Source organism: Streptosporangium sandarakinum (assembly GCF_050942225.1).
GTDB classification, from domain to species: domain Bacteria; phylum Actinomycetota; class Actinomycetes; order Streptosporangiales; family Streptosporangiaceae; genus Streptosporangium; species Streptosporangium nondiastaticum.
The window spans coordinates 6,558,168-6,573,068 of the sequence record NZ_CP192034.1 but is presented as its reverse complement, the minus strand read 5'-3'; the positions used below and the strand labels follow the sequence as shown (position 1 = coordinate 6,573,068).

Genomic DNA, 14,901 nt, shown 5'->3' with positions numbered 1-14,901 from the left:
GTGCTCCCGGACAGGACTTCGGACGGACGCTTCGGACGGGCGCGGGCGGATTCGGACGGGACCGAATGTTGTTCTAGCGTAGCCGCCGATCATGCCCGCGGCGACTGGGCCGGGCCGCGGTGGCCGAACCCGGAGGGGGCCGCCCGCCCGGCCGGGGGGCCGTGTGACGTCCGGATAACCGTTTCCGGTTACGGGCGAGTTATGGATCTTTTGCTGGACTCCTCGACCGGAGCCGGGAACGTCCCCGCGCCGGATCCGGAGGAGATCATGCTGTCCACATCTGTCGTCCGGCCCCTCGCGCCGCCACCCGCCCGGCGAAGGGCCCGTCGCGGTCACCGATGGCCGTGGTGGCTCCTGGCCGCCGGTTTCGCCGCCCAGGTGGGGCTGCGGCTGTGGCTGTTCAGGTATCACACCGGGCCGGTGGCGAATCCGGACGAGACGGGTTATCTCGCCGCGGCGCGGTGGCTGGCCGGAGGCCCGGGGGCGGACTTCAGCGGCTCCACGTTCTACCAGGGCGGTTATCCGCTGCTGCTCGTTCCGGCCTTCTGGCTGACCTCCGATCCCACGCAGGTCTACCGGCTGGTGGTGGGGATCGGGTCCATCACGGCGGCCGGTGCGTTCCCGCTGGCGTACATGCTGGTGCGGCGCTGGGGGCTGGAGAGGAAGGCGGCCCTGGCCATGGCGTTCGCGGCCGGCCTCTCGCCGGCGCTGCTGCTGTTCTCCGGGCTGGCGCTGGCCGACGCGATCCTGCCCACCCTGGTGCTCGGCCTGCTGGTCGCGCTGTACGACCTCGCCGAGCGGGGTTCGCTCCCCGCCGGAGCGGCCGCGGGCGGGCTGGCGGCCTTCGCGATGGCGGTGCACCTGCGCGGCACGGTGATCCTGGCGGTGTCGGTGCTGATCGTGGTCGCACTGCTGGTGAGCGGACGGGTGCCGCGCCGGGCCGGGTTCGCGGCGCTGGGCGTGGCGGCGGCGGTGGCGGCCGTGGGCACGCTGCTCAACGGCGCGCTCTCCGCCGAGCTGTACCCTGGCGGACCGCGTGACCTGGCGGGCCTGCTGGTGACCCGCCTCACCAGCCTCGAAGGGCAGGCATGGGCGCTGTCCGGGGCGGCCGGTCAGCTCTGGTACCTGATCGTCGGCACCTGGGGGCTGGCGGGCGTCGGCTTCGGAGGCGTGGCCGTCCTGCTGGCACGGCGGGGTGTCCCGCCCGGCCGGCGCGTCTCGGCGGCGACCCTGGCGCTGGTGACGCTGGGCGTCGCGTACGCGTCCTCGGCCGCGCTGCCGGACGAGCACCGGGTGGGCAACTACGCCTACGGCCGGTACACGGCCTGTGTCGCGGTGGCCTGGACGCTGATCGGGATCGTCACCCTGGTCCGCGCCCGGCGCCTGACGGTGCCGCGTCACGCGCTGGCGGCCGCCGCCCTGATGGCGGGGACCGGAGGCGTGGCCGCCTGGTACGCCGGTGACCGGCTCGGACGTTACGCCTTCATCGCCTTCGACTTCCCGGAGGTGATCTTCCTCAGCGGCGTGCGCGACTCGCTCGACATGACCGCCGCCTCGGCGACGGCCCTCGCCATGCTGGCCGTACTGGCCGCCGCCGCCCTCCTTCCCCGCCGTCGCGGCCGCCTGCCGGTGGTGGCGGCCGTGCTGGCGGCGATCAATATCGCGTTCGTCGTGCATCTGGCCCCGGCTCCCGCGTCCGCGGCGGGCGGGGACCCGTTTCCGGTTCCGGCCGCGGGCCGGGTGGCGGTGGACCTCCGGGTGCGGTGGCATGTCTGGGTGCCGCTGGTCCATCGGGTGTGGTGGACGGAACTGGAGCGTTTCGACGGAGCCCGGCGGCTCCCGCCGGCAGGCGCCTGCACCGTCATCGCACCCCCGACGGCCCTGCCCCCGGCGGGCTGGACGGTCACGGGCGAGGGCGGGGCCCGGCAGGGGTGGACGGCCTGGACCGGCTCCGGCTCCGGCTGCGCGTAGGGGGTGTGCGCCCGCCGGGCGGTCACCGGATTCCGGTTCGGATCGTCCGGCGGAGTGCGCTATTCTTCAAGGGCTTCACGCGCCGCTAGCTCAGTTGGTTAGAGCAGCTGACTCTTAATCAGCGGGTCCGGGGTTCGAGTCCCTGGCGGCGCACCAACGGGAAACCCCGGCTCGGTGTGATCGAGCCGGGGTTTTTCGATTCACCCCTCCGGCGGGGCTTCGAGTACGGATCTCCTCACGTCGCCGTCTCAGTGCGGTTCGATCCTGGACGGCAGCCGGAGGGCCAGCAGGAGGGCCAGGAACCCGATGACGGCCCCGCCGACGATCAGGATGAGGGCGAGCTGTGAATCGTCCCGCTCCCGGTCGTCCTCCCGATCCGCGGAACGGGGGGCGGCGGGCGGCGGCAGGACCGACTCGACCAGCCTGACCGCCGCCGGTGCCGGGGAGTCGAACCCCGCCGACACCAGCTTGCCGGGATCGACGGACCGGGCGACCTCGCCCAGCGCGTCGCGCAGCCCGCGGCCGACGGCCCGGTTGGCCAGCACGAGCAGCGACCGGTCCGGAGGCTCGGAGAGCGCCTCGGACCTGGAATAGCCTCCGGCGACCTCCCGGGGCACGAGAGCGGCCTCGACCTCTCCCTTCCGGAGATCGCGCAGCGGATCGGCCGCCGGGACGGTCCTCGGCTTCAGCCGGGGATAGCGGTCCCGCAGGATCCGCCCGGGAACCTCCCCGGAGAGGCCGTCGGGAGAGGCGTCCGGCACCGACACCCGGGCCTTCCCGTCCTGACCCGTCAGGACCGCCGCCACATCCTCGGGCCCGGTCCGTGCGGCGTCGTAGACCAGGACGTACGGGTCCGGGACCGGAACGGTGGCGACCTCCGAGAACCCCTGCGCCGCCAGCGGGTTCACCGGAGGCGCCGGCGCGGCGTCGTCCGGCGGGACGGGATCCGGGGGAGGGGCCGCCATGAGCACCACGGCCGGTTCCGCGGCGGGCGCGGCCGCGGCGGGGGTGTCGCTCAACCGGACCTCGAGCCGGTGGCCCGCCCGCCGGACGGCCTCGGCCACGAGATACCTGGCGAACTCGTCCCGCCGCCCGGCCGGGGCCTGGACGACGACCACGTCCGGTTCCGTTCCGGCCGCGCCCTCTTCGGCGGGCGGATCACCGCCGGAGGCGCTCACCATCGCGACGGCGCCGACGGCGATCAGGGTGACGGCCAGCGCCATGAACGCCGCGGCCAGGGTGAGCCTGCCGTGCGGGCCCCAGGCGGGCCCGAGTCGTTTCGCGTGGTCCGCCTGTCTCAGCCCGCCGAGGTTGTCCTGCATCGAGGGCGGTATGGCACCCGGCCCCGGGACGGCGGCCGGCTGGTAGGACATCGTCGGCGCGGCCCGGCTCCCGGTCGCGGGTTCGATCGCGGGGGCGGCCCGGCTCCCGGACGTGATGCCGAGCGGGGGTGCGGTCCGGCTTCCGGGCGCGGTGTCGAGCGTCGCGCCGGGCGGGCGTACGGCCCGCGTCTCGCCGGCGCCCCGGCTCAGCCGTCTCCACGGTGTGCTCACAAGCGAGGTCAGCCTGCCGACGGGCGAAGTGGGCCGCGCCTCGTCGGGCTCCCGCCCCTCACCCGGTTCCAGGGCGAGCGGAGGCGCTCCGGACCACGGGGCGCCGGCCGCCGGAACCGGTTCCGGCTCCCCGGCACCGGGCACGGCGTTCCGGAACCCCGCCGTGCCGGCGGGGACCGCCCCCGGCCCCTCCGCCTCCCACCCCGTGTCGGCCTCGGAGCCGGCGGAGGACAGCACCTCCTCGGGATAACCCGAGCGTTCGAGCAACCGTACGGCGCGCGGCAGGTCACCGGGGCCGAACGACAGGGGCTCGGTATCCCGGGCGAGGCCCTCCATCATGTCCTCGATGCGGACGTCGGTCCTGGTCAGCAGGTCCAGGTACACGTTCGCCGGGCTGTCCCTCCAGGCGACCTCCGTTCCGCGGCCCCATCCCACCTCATAGGCGTCCCCCGGCGCGTGCCGCGCGAAGGACAGTCTGATCCGGTGCCGGGCCGTGCTGCTGACCCAGGTCGCCGCGGTCAGCCGCGTCCGCATGCCGTACGGCAGGAGCGCGGCGACGGTGTCCAGGAAGCGCAGCCGTTCGATCATGGGAACCCCGTCCGCGCCCACCACGCAGACGGGCCGCCCGGTCAGCAGCAGCGCGGCGGCGCACCGCGCGTCCGGCCCGGGGTCGAGCACCGCGGGATCGGACTCGGGCACCCGTACGACCGGCGGGGCGGACGGGGCCACCGGCAGGCGCGCGAGGGCGCGGTAGAGCGCCTCGTAGGACACCCGGTGGGCGGCCAGCTCCTCGTACGGGACGTAGAACCAGCGGGTGTAGGCGATCTTCCGGTTGGTGGCGTCCCGGTGCCCGGACCACTCCTGGATCGCGAGCACGACGTGACGCGACACCCGCTCGCGCTCCCTGGTCGCCGCGACCGCGACCGTCAGCTGGGGCAGGTCCGCCGACAGGCCGGTGGCGAACCTGTTCCTGATCTCCTCGAAGACCTCGGGCCCGAGGCGGCCGTCGCTCCAGGAGAGCAGCTCGTAGTCGTTGTGGGCGCCGGGCCGTTTCCCCTCCAGCGCCCACTCGAACCCGATCTCGTGACCGGTCACGAGACCTCCTTCCCCGGTCGTACGGCGGGCGTCCCGCGCCGGGGTCCCGCCGTACGGCCGGTCACGAGACCCCCTTCGTAGGCCGGAGCGCGGCGAGTCGCTGTCCCAGCCAGAGCATGGGCTCCACCACGTTGATCGGATACAGCTGCCCCCGGATGCGGGAGTCCTCGTCGGCCTCTCCCGGGAGCATGTTCTGGAAGTCGTCCCAGTCGAAACGCCTGGCGCGCCGGTCGACGTAGAAGCCGATCGAGGAGGTGGCGAAGAAGCGGATCCGGTCGGGGTGGAAGTACTGGTCGAGCGTCTTGAGCACCATGTCGGCGCTGCCGGTGGCCGACACCTGGCACAGCTCGTGGAACAGCTCCCGCGCGTCGTCGCCGGCCACCCGCGGCAGCCGGTACGGGTCGTCGTCGTCCGTGGTGAGCAGCCCCCGGGCCTCGGCCGTCTCCAGCACCCGGGGGTCGTCGAACTTGGTGACGCACACGGCGATGTGGTGCGGCAGCTTCCCATCGGTGAACTCGCCGGCGGCGAGCATCCGCTCGGCGAGCCGGGTGAGCGGGGGATACATGTGGTCGAAGGCGTCCCCGTAGGTGAACTCCCTGATCGGGTCGAAGAGGAAGACGATTCCCCGGCTGTGCTCCAGGTTGTCCAGCAGCTCCTGCCGGCGCGGGTCCCCCGAGCCGTCCTGGGGGCTCGGGCCGCCCGCCGGGCGCTGCCCCGCGCCGAACAACCCTCCGGGGGCGTCGATCATGCCGATGCCGATCCTGGGCGGTTGCCCCGGCTTGGCCTTCCTGTTCCAGAAGCCGGTCTTACGGGGAGGGGGGCCGATGAGCGACCAGTGGTAGCGCTCCAGGGCCATGCTCGCCTCGGGGAACACCTTGCCCTGCAATAGGTCTTTGGTCCGCTCGACCAGGTAGTCCGACGACGCGGGGTCGGAGCCGACGATCTTCCAGCCGTTGCCGCTCCTGGTCAGGGCGATGTACAGCGCCGCCAGCAGGGTGGTCTTGCCACTGCCGGGGGCGCCCCACATGGCGATGTCGTGATCGGGGCGTCCCCGGCTCGGGTCGGGCTGCATGGGCGTCGTCACTCCGTCTCGTCGAGCAGGGGGAACGGGAGGTGGACCGCTGAGGGGGCGGTCAGGCCGAGGTCGGCGGCCAGCCCGCGCACGTCCACCGCCTCCAGATGGGCCAGCGCCGTCGCGCCGAGCTCGTGCCACAGCCGATGCGCCTGGCCGGCGGCGTGGTCGCAGATCGCGCCCAGCGTCGTGCCCGGCCGCTGCCGCAGGACGGCGACCAGATTCCGCCAGTCGTGCCGGCGGGGGCAGGGCAGGATCCTGGACCGGTCGGTGCGCGGCGGGTGCGGCGGGCGGCCCCCGACCGTGAGGACGACGGCGGGCGCCGGGCCGGCCTGGCCGAGCCGTCCGGTCACCGCGGCGAGCACGTCCTCCAGTTGCGCCGCCTGCGGGTGGTACGGATATCCCCTGGTCACCGCCCCCTGCTCCTCCAGCTCGCCGAGCGCGTCCAGGGCCTCCCCGGCGTCGGTGTTCCAGGCGGCGACCCGCACCGGGTGCTCCGGCGCCGACGGGTCGAAGGAGTGCGCCGCGTAGGCGAGGAGGGAGACCCGGAGCAGGTCGCCGAGCTCTCCGGAGGCGAAACTGATCATCTGGCGTGCCCGGCTCAGCCGTTCCGCGACCTGGTCGTCGGCCCCGCAGACCTCCACCGCGCAGACGAGGTGCGCCGGACCGGCGCGCCCCGGCAGTCGGTCCGGGAGCGAGCCGACGAGCTGTTCCCAGTCGCGGTGGTCGGGGGAGAGCGCGGGCAGGCCGGTGAACCGTACCCGGCCGGGCCGTACCAGCTCGGCGGTCACCTCGTACCGGCCGGGTGCGAGCGGAGCGGACTGGAGGGACAGCAGCCGCGGCTCCGGGCCCTGCCAGGTGACCACGGCCAGCGCGGTGCCGTGCGCGCCCGGCTCCGTGCAGCGGAGGGCGACCCGGGTCCGGGCCCCCGGGCGGGAGCCGATGGGGAAGAGCCGCCTGCCGGTCAGCCGGAGCCTGCCGGTGCCCGGATCGGCGAGGAGGACCACCAGCTCGTACGGCCTGGTCAGCGGATCGTCCGTCATGACCTCCCGGACCAGCGCGGCGGTCGGGGCGTCGGCGCGCAGCACCTGCGCGGCGGGATGCGCCGCGCGCAGCCAGTCGAGGGCCCGCTCGGCCCTCGGGTCGGCGGACGCGGCCACGAGGATCACGTCGGCGGGGGACGGGTGGACGCGGGCCGCGCGGAGCACGGCCTCCCGGGCCGCGGCCGGATCGGCGTCCCACCCGTGCTCGCCCGCGAGGTCCGGCCAGGTCGCCGGCCAGCTCCGGCCGCGGGGGCGGCCGTTGCCGTCCCGGTGGAGCAGGAACGTGGTGACGCCGTCGGCGGCGACCTCCACCACGGTGAGGTGGCCGGTGTCGGCGAGGCCGGCCAGAGCCTGGGCGATCGCCTTCCTGGTCAGGTCCCTGTCGGGCTCCGGCACGGGGAGTCCTCCGTAGGTATGTCGTATCAGCTGCGCCGCGTCCCTAATATCCCGATTAGTCGGCTTATAGAATGCTATGACGAGCTATCCGAATAAAGTTCCGCGAGTTTCGTCGATGAAATCCCACTGGGCATCCGGAAATGTGACATTGGGCGCCTATGATAGCCCCTTCGAGGGGGCCCGCGGCGTTCCGATCGATGCCGGCGCGGTACGACTTCCTTTCCGAGGAGGGGTATGCGACGTTTCCTGGCCGCGCTGTCCGCGGTGCTGATCGCGCTCTCGGGGGCGCGCCCCGAGGTTCTCCGGACGTGCCCCACCGAACGCGGCAAGTTCGAGGGCATCGGGGGCGCGGTCCTCACCACGAGCGTGCTCGCCGCCGTCTCCATGACGTTCGCCCTCAACAGCGCGCTCGGCGTCAACATCGTCCTCGCCGTCGTCGTCGCCCTCCTGTGGGGCCTGGCCATCCTCAGCCTCGACCGGTGGCTCGTCTCCACCATCAGGGCCGACGCGCCGAACCGCTGGGCGCTGGCCGCGCCGCGCGTCGCCATCGCCATCGTGCTCGGCCTGGTGATCTCCACCCCCCTGGTGCTGCAGGTCTTCAAGGCGGAGATCGACACCCAGATCTCCGAGATGAAGCAGCGGCGCGCCGACGCCTTCACCGTGCAGCAGGAGAAGGGCGCGGTGGGCAAGAGCGTCGACCAGCTCCGCAAGGAGGTGGCCGGCCTGCAGCAGGTGATCTCCTCCGGCGGGGACGTCCCCCTCGACCTGGAGCAGGACCCGAAGATAAAGGCGCTGTCCACCCGGCGCGCCGATGAGCAGAAGCAGGCGGACAAACACTACAAAGAGTGGCAGTGCCAACTCTATGGCGGTGCGAACTGCCCCAAAAAGGGCAATGGTCCCCTCGCTCAGGAGAGCCGCCGCGCCTATGAGAAAGACAAGGACCGCATCGAGCTGCTCACCCGGCAGATGGAGGACCGCAAACGGGAGCTGAACTCGACCGGGGAACAGGCCAAGGGGATACGGCTCGCCGCCGCGCAGGACGCCCTGCCCAGGGCCCAGCGCCAGCTCGACGCCGCGGTCGAGCAGCAGGCCCGCATCCAGCGGTCCTTCGACGAGGACAACCTCGCCACCGACGGGCTGCTCACCCGGCTCCGGGCGCTCAACGAGCTGACCGGAAAAGACTTCACCCTCAGCGCGGCCCGGCTGCTGCTGTTCGCGTTGTTCCTGCTCATCGAGTGCCTGCCGGTCGCGGTGAAGCTGATGCAGCGGCCCGGCGTCTACGAGAAGGCGCTCGCGCTCGCCGAACGCCGGCAAATGGACAGCGTGCGCGAGGAGTTCGGCACCCGCTCCGGCTCGCGATCCCGGTCCGGGCCGGCGGAGTCCGGCGGGTCGAACAGCGTCTGGAGCATCTGGTCGCACCCGCAGGACGCGCCGTCCCGGTCCGGCCCCGCCTTCGGAGAGGAGACGGGGACGCCCCGCGGGCCGAACGGCACCCGGGTCGAGCGGTCCGATGACGGCGGCGGGCACGGTCCCCGGTCCGGTGAGTACGGGCCGCCCTCCGGCGGTGGGTACGGTCCCCCGCGCGGTGAGCACCGTTCTCCGCGTGACGAGTACGGCCCCCCGACCGACGACGGGTACGAACCCCTGGAGGACCAGGCCCTGCGCGGGATGGCCGACACCCGCATCGTGCGGAGACCGGACCCGGGCGCCGGACCGGACCCGGGCGCCGGACCGGGCGCGGGGCCGGGATCGGGTGCGGGGCGCTCGGGCGGCGTCGAACTGCTCCCCGACGAGGACTGAGGCCCCGGGTGACGGCACGGGTCATCGGAGGCAGGTACGAACTGAGGTCCCGGCTGGCCAGGGGCGGCATGGGCACGGTGTGGCTCGCCTGGGACCGGACGCTGCAGCGGTCCGTCGCGCTAAAGGAGGTCGTGCTGGCGCCGTACGGCGAGGACATGACCGTGCGGCGGAAGCGGGCGCTGCGCGAGGCGCGCGCCGCCGCGCGGATCCGGCATCCGGCCGTCGTCCACGTCTACGACGCCATCATGGACGACGAGTCGCCCTGGATCGTCATGTCGTACATCGAGGGCACCTCGCTGGAACGCCGGATCGAGCGGCAGACCCTCTCCGAACGGGAGATCGCCCGGGTGGGGCGCGACGTGCTGGCCGGGCTGACCGCCGTGCACGACGCGCAGGTGCTGCACCGGGACGTCAAACCGGCCAACATCATCGTCGACTCCGAAGACCGGGTCTTCCTGGTCGACTTCGGCATCGCGCGGATCTCCGGGGAGCGCGGTCTCACCTCGGCCAACACCCTGATCGGAACCGTCGAGTTCATGGCGCCGGAACGGATCGAGGGACAGCCGGTGGGACCGGCGTCGGACCTGTGGTCGCTGGGGGTGACGCTGTTCTGCGCGCTGGAGGGCTATTCGCCGTTTCTCCGTGACGGCCCGATCGAGACGGTGCGGGCGGTCACCTCCGGGCGTCCCCCGAGCTTCCGGCGGCCGGGCCCGCTCGCCGACGCGATCATCGGCCTGCTCGTCGCCGACCCCGCCGGGCGGACGGGAGCGGCCGAGCTGGGACGCCGGCTGGACGCGATCCTCACGGCCGGGTCGCGGGCCCGTGGACGCGAGGAGGAACGGCGCACCGGTCCGGGGCGGGACCGGAAGGCGCGAGGCGGGCAGGACCCGCGTTCCCCGAACCGGGAGGCGCGGCGCGGACCCGGCGCGCAGGGACCGGATCGGGAGGCGCGAGGCGGACAGGACGCGCACGGACCGGATCGGGAGGCACGAGGCGGACGCGACCCGCGTCCCCCGAACCGGGAGGCGCGAGGCGGACAGGGCGCGCACGGGCCGGGCCAGAAGGCGCGGCGCGGACCCGACGACCACGGGCCGGAGCACGTCCGGGTGGCGGGACGCGGGCCCGGGGCGCACGGCCCGGACCGGGCCGGGGACGCGGCACGGCGGGGGAGGCCGGCGACGGCGGGAACCCGCTGCTCGGCCGGTCCGGCCGGGAGGCCGCCACCCTGCTGGGCTCGATGGAGCCGAACGCCGCCGGACGGCTCCTGAACGACGCGGCGAAGACGCCGGGCCCGGCGGCCGAGGCGCTGGCGCTGCTGCCGCCGCCGCGCGCCGCGCGGCTGATCGACCACATGATCCCGCAGCGGGCGGCCAGGCTGGTGGGCGCGATGCCCACCGGCCTGAGCGCGAGCGTTCTGGCGTACACGGACGACCGCGTCACGGCCGCCGTCCTCGGCGCGCTCGGCGTCGTCCCCGTCGCGGTCCGCCTGGTGGAGGCGATGACGGTACGGCGTGCCTGCCGGGTGCTCGCCCACATGCCGCCCGCCGTCGTCGCGGGACTGCTGTCGGCGACCTCGGACGGCCGTACCGACCGGCTCCTCGGCGGCCTCGGCCGCGCCGTGCGCGAGGAGTTCACCCGCCTGTCCGGCGCGACGTGAACCGGTCGGGCTTCCGCGAGCGGAACATGGGCGATGGCGTCAGAGGCCGAACATGGGGCGGCGGGCCGCCATCCCGTCGACCCTCGCCGGCTGCCGGTTCTGCCGGGTCCGCTTCTGCCTGGTGAGCCGTAGGCGATCGGACACGACGGCCTCGTCGCCGCGGGCGTCGACCGAGATCCCGTCGTATTCGTAGCCGAGCTTGCGGGAAACGCCCTGGGAGGCGTGGTCGTCCTGGAACACCTCGGTACGCGCGGCACGCGCGTCGAGGTGGCCGAAGGGCAGGGCGAGCAGGCCGGCCCGGGCCTCGGTCCCGTAGCCCTTGCTCTGATGCTCGACGCCGGCCACGCGGACGTCGTGACCTCCCGGGCGACCGGGGAGTCGCGTGCTCGAAGCGTGACCATGCCAAGCAGGTGGCTGCGGTGTAAAAAATTCTGTACACGAGGTCAAAGATGGGTTACCTTCGAGGTGTCAAAGATTCTGTACATCGGAAGGTGTCGATCATGACTCACGTGGAGAAGCGCGCCTGGATCAGGCTGGTCGTCGCCGTGCTCGCCTACGCGGCGTACGTCGTCGCCGTCCTCAGACGGGCGGACGGAGGGCCGTTACCCGACGTGCCGTACACCGCCGCCCTGCTGTGGTCGGTCGGCGGGGCCATCGCCGTCTCGGTCGTGGCCGAGATCGGGATGGCGATCGTCAACCCGAGGGCCTCGCGCGTCGTCGACGTCCGCGACAGGGAGATCGACCGGCTCGGCGAGCACACCGGTCAGGCGTTCGTGGTGATCGGCGCGCTCGCGGCGATGCTCATGGCCATGGCCGGATGGGACCGCTTCTGGATCGCGAACGCGGTCTACCTCTGCTTCGCGCTGTCGGCGGTCCTCGGCGGCATCACCAGGATCGTCGCCTATCGCAGGAGTCTTCCCGAATGGTGAAGCCGACACGCGTGACCAACCGCATCCGCGCGCTGCGGTTCGCCCACGACGAGATGACCCAGGCCGAGCTGGCCGAACGCATCGGTGTGACCAGGCAGACGGTCATCGCCATCGAGCAGGGCCGGTACTCGCCCTCCCTGGAGATGGCCTTCCGGATCGCCCGGGTGTTCGGCGCTCCGCTCGACGACGTGTTCCAGTACCCAGACCCCCCGGAGGGAACGCCATGAAAGCCATCGTCCAGGACGCGTACGGCCCGGCGGATGTGCTCCGCCTGGGCGACGTCGACCGCCCCGGGATCGGTGACGAGGAGGTGCTCGTCGAGGTCCGCGCCGCCGCGGTGGACCCCGGCGTGTGGGTCCTCATGACCGGCCGGCCGTACCTCATGCGCGCCGCGGGCTTCGGGCTGCGCCGGCCCAAGGTCGCGGTCCGGGGCCGTGACGTGGCCGGGGTGGTGGCGGCCGTCGGCGCCCGCGTGACCCGGTTCCAGCCGGGTCAGGAGGTGTACGGCACCTGCGAGAGCGGTTCGTACGCCGAGTACGCGAGCGCCCGGCAGAGCAGGCTCGCGCCGAAGCCGGCCGATCTCACGTTCGAGCAGGCAGCAGCGGTGCCGGTCTCCGGCATGACGGCGCTGCAGGCCGTACGGGACCGCGGCGGCGTACGGCCGGGGCAGCGGGTGCTGGTGATCGGTGCGTCGGGAGGCGTGGGGTCGTTCGCCGTGCAGATCGCCAAGGCCGACGGCGCGAGCGTCACCGGCGTGTGCGGAGCGGCGAAGGCCGGGCTCGTCCGGTCGCTCGGGGCCGACGACGTCATCGACTACGCCCACGGGGAGATCGACCGGGACGGGCGACGTTACGACGTCGTCATCGACACCGCCGGAAACCGGCCGCTGTCCCTGCTGCGTCGCGTCCTGACGCCGCGGGGGACGCTGGTCGTCGTCGGCGGCGGGCACACCGCGTACCGCTTCACCGGGGGCATGGGACGCACGTTCCGGGCGCCGCTGCTGTCGATGTTCACGGGACAGCGGCTTCGCCCGCTCATGTCGAGAGAGCGCGCCGAGCACCTGGAGGAACTGACCCGGCTCGTCGAGTCCGGCGCCGTCACCCCGGTGATCGACCGTGTCTATCCCCTCTCCGCCGTGCCCGACGCGATCCGCCACCTCACCGGGGGACACCCGGGCGGCAAGGTCGTCGTCACCGTGCCCGGAACGGCCTGAGGCGGAAGGTCCCCGGACTCGCGGCGACGGGAGCCGGCTCGGACTCCCGCCCCGCGACATCCGTGTCACCCCTCGCCCGGCGGGTGTGCGGTGCCGTACCGGACGAGGGGCGGTCGTTCGTGCGGTGTCCTGACGGGTTCGACGGGTGGTCAGGTGAGGGCGGGGACCTCGGTGAGGGCGACGCGGACGGCCGACGGGTCGCCGCCGGTGAGCGGGGCGGCGAACACCGCCGTCCGCTGACCGGCCCCGTAGACCACGAACCGCAGGCCGTCCTCGTCCCAGGTGTCCTGGACGTCCGAGGTGAGCAGGGCGGACGCCGAGCAGTAGGCGGGGCTGAGGTACAGCAGGCGCAGCGTGACCTCCAGCGGGATCTCACCGGGGGAGGGCGGGGCGAGCGGTCTGCGCAGCCGTACACGCAGCCGGCGCAGGGGGGTGAGCCAGTGGCGGTCCAGCTCCGCCGAGAGCCCCAGCAGGGCGACGGCCTCCGCCAGGCCCAGCGCCACGAGCGACGGGTCCATCGGGTACGGCTCCGCCCCGATCGCCACGAGGCTCATGGCGAGCAGGAGCCCGGCCCGGACGAAGCCGCGCCGGTCGACGGGGCGTGAGTGCGCGCCCAGGCAGCCGCACGACGAGGTGGGCGCCACCCGGTGCGCGTAGGCGAGATAGCCGAGGAACCCCGCGGAGAGCGCGGCGGCGGCCACACCCTCCGCAGGAGACGGGGGCGGCAGCAGCAGCGCCGCCGCCACCGCGAGCTCCAGCACCCCGACGAGCCGGAGCGCGGGAACCGCCCGCGCCGGGCCGACCAGCCTGGCCAGCGCGGTCTGCCCGGCCTGCGCCCGCATCCGCCGGTCGAGCAGTTTCAGCAGGGCGGCCCAGAGGAGGAAGAGGCTGATCACGTACGGCTGCAGCGCGGCGATCCCTTGCATCTGTCGCTCCTAGTGGGCGGAGAAGACGGTGGCGATGTCGACCTCGTTGGTGTCGGGCCGCCAGGCGCCCATGACCTGCACGTGCTGGCCCACGCGCAGCAGCGACAGGTCACCGGAGGGCGGCGCGTCGGAGTAGATGGCGACGGATTTGCCCGGCACGCGATGGCAGAGGACCTGCTGACCCTTGTGGTCGAGGTGGATCCGCTCGGCGGTGATGTTCCGGACGTGTCCCTTGATGTTGACGATGTTGAGCCACACCGCCTCGGCCGCCAGCACGCCGTCCGGCATGCGGACCCCGCGGGCGTAGAGGCCGTCACCGGGTTTCGCCTGGTCGAAGGTGGTGGGGCCCAGCTTCCACAGGCTCGTGCCGTCCACGATCCTGATGCGGTGGAACACCATGTTCGACCCCAGGACGAGGAGGGTGTTCTCCTTGACGGAACGGATGCGGCCCTCGGCGAAGTCGGGGTCGGGCGCGCCGGGCGCGACATCGGGAGCGGCGGCGCCGAAGGCCGCCTCCGGCCCGAGCGATCCCAGCGCGGTCGCGGCGACGACACCGGCCCCGCCCCCGAGGAGGGCGGACTTGAGCAGTTGCCTTCTGCTGGTCATCGTCGGCCTCCTAGGGGGTCGAGATCTCGCACGGCCGCAGGCCGGTGGACAGGCTGGCGATCCGGCTGTAGGCGGCCGGGGTCAGGTCGATCAGGCGGTTGCTCGCGCAGGTCGAGCCGCAGCAGCTCCGCTCGCCGCAGAACAGGTCCGTCTGCGGGCCGCAGTCGGCGATGGAGGTGACGACGCTGCCGCCGCCGCACAGCGAGGTGATCCGGTGCTGGAAGCCGCAGGTCCTCCGGCTCAGCGACACCCCGCAGCTGTCCGGCCGGGTGATCGACCAGCAGGCGTCGGAGGTGTTGGGCCAGGCGTGTTGCAGGCTTCCCGAGTTGCAGGTGCCGCAGGCGCCTTTGCCGGTGCTGCTGCACGGCCCCCAGGCCGTGCCGCAGCAGAACCAGGAGACCTCTCCCTGTACGGCCGCGAGGAGGTCGATGGGCGGGTCGGTGGGCTGGCTGCGCGTCATGCGCGTCCTCCTGGGGGGATGGGAGGTGGGGGGTGAGATGGGTGCCGAGGGGCCCGATCAGGTGGGGGGTGACGTCGGGGCGTCGGGGGCCCGATCAGGCGGCGCAGTAGCACGAAATTTCCTGACTTTTCACATGAAAAGCATGTAACTAAATTTCGTCAATCCCCGACCTGCGGGCGC

At 73.3% G+C, this 14,901-nt stretch carries 14 protein-coding genes and 1 tRNA gene; 8 read left to right on the top strand and 7 right to left on the bottom strand.

The genetic code is table 11. The annotated features are described in order from the left end of the window. The first annotated feature begins 201 nt into the window (after positions 1-201). Positions 202-1,971 (top strand): hypothetical protein, encoded by a 1,770-nt coding sequence (locus tag ACQP10_RS30240; protein WP_399500133.1) that lies wholly within the window; start codon positions 202-204, stop codon positions 1,969-1,971. Positions 1,972-2,050: 79 nt separating this feature from the next. Beyond that, positions 2,051-2,127, top strand: a tRNA-Lys gene (locus ACQP10_RS30235). Positions 2,128-2,219: 92 nt separating this feature from the next. Here ACQP10_RS30235 and ACQP10_RS30230 read toward each other — a convergent pair. The 3 genes from ACQP10_RS30230 to ACQP10_RS30220 all read right to left on the bottom strand — a co-directional run bounded on the left by ACQP10_RS30230 (position 2,220) and on the right by ACQP10_RS30220 (position 7,130). Beyond that, on the bottom strand, positions 2,220-4,619 hold the full coding sequence (locus tag ACQP10_RS30230) for a hypothetical protein (protein ID WP_346019419.1): 2,400 nt from the start codon (positions 4,617-4,619) through the stop codon (positions 2,220-2,222). 61 nt (positions 4,620-4,680) lie between these two features. Further along, on the bottom strand, positions 4,681-5,703 hold the full coding sequence (locus ACQP10_RS30225) for a hypothetical protein (protein WP_433540143.1): 1,023 nt from the start codon (positions 5,701-5,703) through the stop codon (positions 4,681-4,683). Beyond that, positions 5,700-7,130, bottom strand: coding sequence for a hypothetical protein (locus ACQP10_RS30220; protein ID WP_346019421.1), 1,431 nt, complete (start codon positions 7,128-7,130; stop codon positions 5,700-5,702). Before ACQP10_RS30220 ends, ACQP10_RS30225 begins: the two co-directional genes overlap by 4 nt. 234 nt (positions 7,131-7,364) lie before the next feature. Here ACQP10_RS30220 and ACQP10_RS30215 point away from each other — a divergent pair, with 234 nt between their 5' ends. From ACQP10_RS30215 to ACQP10_RS30205, 3 genes are read left to right on the top strand one after another with little or no spacing between them, the layout of a single operon-like run. Then, positions 7,365-8,930 carry a DUF4407 domain-containing protein gene (locus tag ACQP10_RS30215; RefSeq protein ID WP_346019422.1) on the top strand — a complete coding sequence of 522 codons (1,566 nt, stop codon included), beginning with the start codon at positions 7,365-7,367 and terminating at the stop codon, positions 8,928-8,930. Positions 8,931-8,938: 8 nt separating this feature from the next. Beyond that, a complete protein-coding gene (locus tag ACQP10_RS30210; protein WP_433540142.1) occupies positions 8,939-10,198 on the top strand; it encodes a protein kinase domain-containing protein in 1,260 nt (419 codons plus the stop codon). Continuing rightward, positions 10,168-10,587 (top strand): hypothetical protein, encoded by a 420-nt coding sequence (locus ACQP10_RS30205; protein WP_433540141.1) that lies wholly within the window; start codon positions 10,168-10,170, stop codon positions 10,585-10,587. Before ACQP10_RS30210 ends, ACQP10_RS30205 begins: the two co-directional genes overlap by 31 nt. Before the next feature lie 39 nt (positions 10,588-10,626). Here the strand turns inward: ACQP10_RS30205 and ACQP10_RS30200 are convergent, their stop codons facing one another. Continuing rightward, complete coding sequence (locus ACQP10_RS30200) at positions 10,627-10,932, bottom strand: GNAT family N-acetyltransferase (RefSeq protein WP_389999959.1); 306 nt, start codon at positions 10,930-10,932, stop codon at positions 10,627-10,629. A gap of 155 nt (positions 10,933-11,087) precedes the next feature. Between ACQP10_RS30200 and ACQP10_RS30195 the strand changes: the two genes are divergently transcribed. Genes ACQP10_RS30195 through ACQP10_RS30185 form a run of 3 tightly spaced genes read left to right on the top strand, consistent with a single transcriptional unit; the run spans position 11,088 to position 12,729 of the window. Beyond that, a complete protein-coding gene (locus tag ACQP10_RS30195) occupies positions 11,088-11,516 on the top strand; it encodes a hypothetical protein (protein WP_389999962.1) in 429 nt (142 codons plus the stop codon). Further along, a complete protein-coding gene (locus tag ACQP10_RS30190; RefSeq protein WP_346019426.1) occupies positions 11,510-11,743 on the top strand; it encodes a helix-turn-helix transcriptional regulator in 234 nt (77 codons plus the stop codon). The genes ACQP10_RS30195 and ACQP10_RS30190 overlap by 7 nt, the downstream gene beginning before the upstream one ends. Continuing rightward, positions 11,740-12,729, top strand: coding sequence for an NAD(P)-dependent alcohol dehydrogenase (locus ACQP10_RS30185; protein ID WP_399500129.1), 990 nt, complete (start codon positions 11,740-11,742; stop codon positions 12,727-12,729). The genes ACQP10_RS30190 and ACQP10_RS30185 overlap by 4 nt, the downstream gene beginning before the upstream one ends. Before the next feature lie 149 nt (positions 12,730-12,878). Here ACQP10_RS30185 and ACQP10_RS30180 read toward each other — a convergent pair whose 3' ends face one another. Genes ACQP10_RS30180 through ACQP10_RS30170 form a run of 3 tightly spaced genes read right to left on the bottom strand, consistent with a single transcriptional unit; the run spans position 12,879 to position 14,721 of the window. Further along, positions 12,879-13,655 (bottom strand): MauE/DoxX family redox-associated membrane protein, encoded by a 777-nt coding sequence (locus tag ACQP10_RS30180; RefSeq protein ID WP_433540140.1) that lies wholly within the window; start codon positions 13,653-13,655, stop codon positions 12,879-12,881. A gap of 9 nt (positions 13,656-13,664) precedes the next feature. Further along, positions 13,665-14,261 (bottom strand): cell wall protein, encoded by a 597-nt coding sequence (locus ACQP10_RS30175; RefSeq protein WP_179824361.1) that lies wholly within the window; start codon positions 14,259-14,261, stop codon positions 13,665-13,667. Positions 14,262-14,271: 10 nt separating this feature from the next. After that, positions 14,272-14,721: a hypothetical protein gene (locus tag ACQP10_RS30170; RefSeq protein WP_179824359.1), complete on the bottom strand. Its 450-nt coding sequence runs from the start codon at positions 14,719-14,721 to the stop codon at positions 14,272-14,274. Positions 14,722-14,901: the final 180 nt, after the last annotated feature.

Coding starts and splice junctions, on each gene's coding strand:
- ACQP10_RS30240 (WP_399500133.1), top strand. CDS start 202: ATGGATCTTTTGCTGGACTCCTCGACCGGAGCCGGGAACGTCCCCGCG.
- ACQP10_RS30215 (WP_346019422.1), top strand. CDS start 7,365: ATGCGACGTTTCCTGGCCGCGCTGTCCGCGGTGCTGATCGCGCTCTCG.
- ACQP10_RS30205 (WP_433540141.1), top strand. CDS start 10,168: ATGGAGCCGAACGCCGCCGGACGGCTCCTGAACGACGCGGCGAAGACG.
- ACQP10_RS30195 (WP_389999962.1), top strand. CDS start 11,088: ATGACTCACGTGGAGAAGCGCGCCTGGATCAGGCTGGTCGTCGCCGTG.
- ACQP10_RS30190 (WP_346019426.1), top strand. CDS start 11,510: ATGGTGAAGCCGACACGCGTGACCAACCGCATCCGCGCGCTGCGGTTC.
- ACQP10_RS30185 (WP_399500129.1), top strand. CDS start 11,740: ATGAAAGCCATCGTCCAGGACGCGTACGGCCCGGCGGATGTGCTCCGC.
- ACQP10_RS30180 (WP_433540140.1), bottom strand. CDS start 13,655: ATGCAAGGGATCGCCGCGCTGCAGCCGTACGTGATCAGCCTCTTCCTC.
- ACQP10_RS30175 (WP_179824361.1), bottom strand. CDS start 14,261: ATGACCAGCAGAAGGCAACTGCTCAAGTCCGCCCTCCTCGGGGGCGGG.
- ACQP10_RS30170 (WP_179824359.1), bottom strand. CDS start 14,721: ATGACGCGCAGCCAGCCCACCGACCCGCCCATCGACCTCCTCGCGGCC.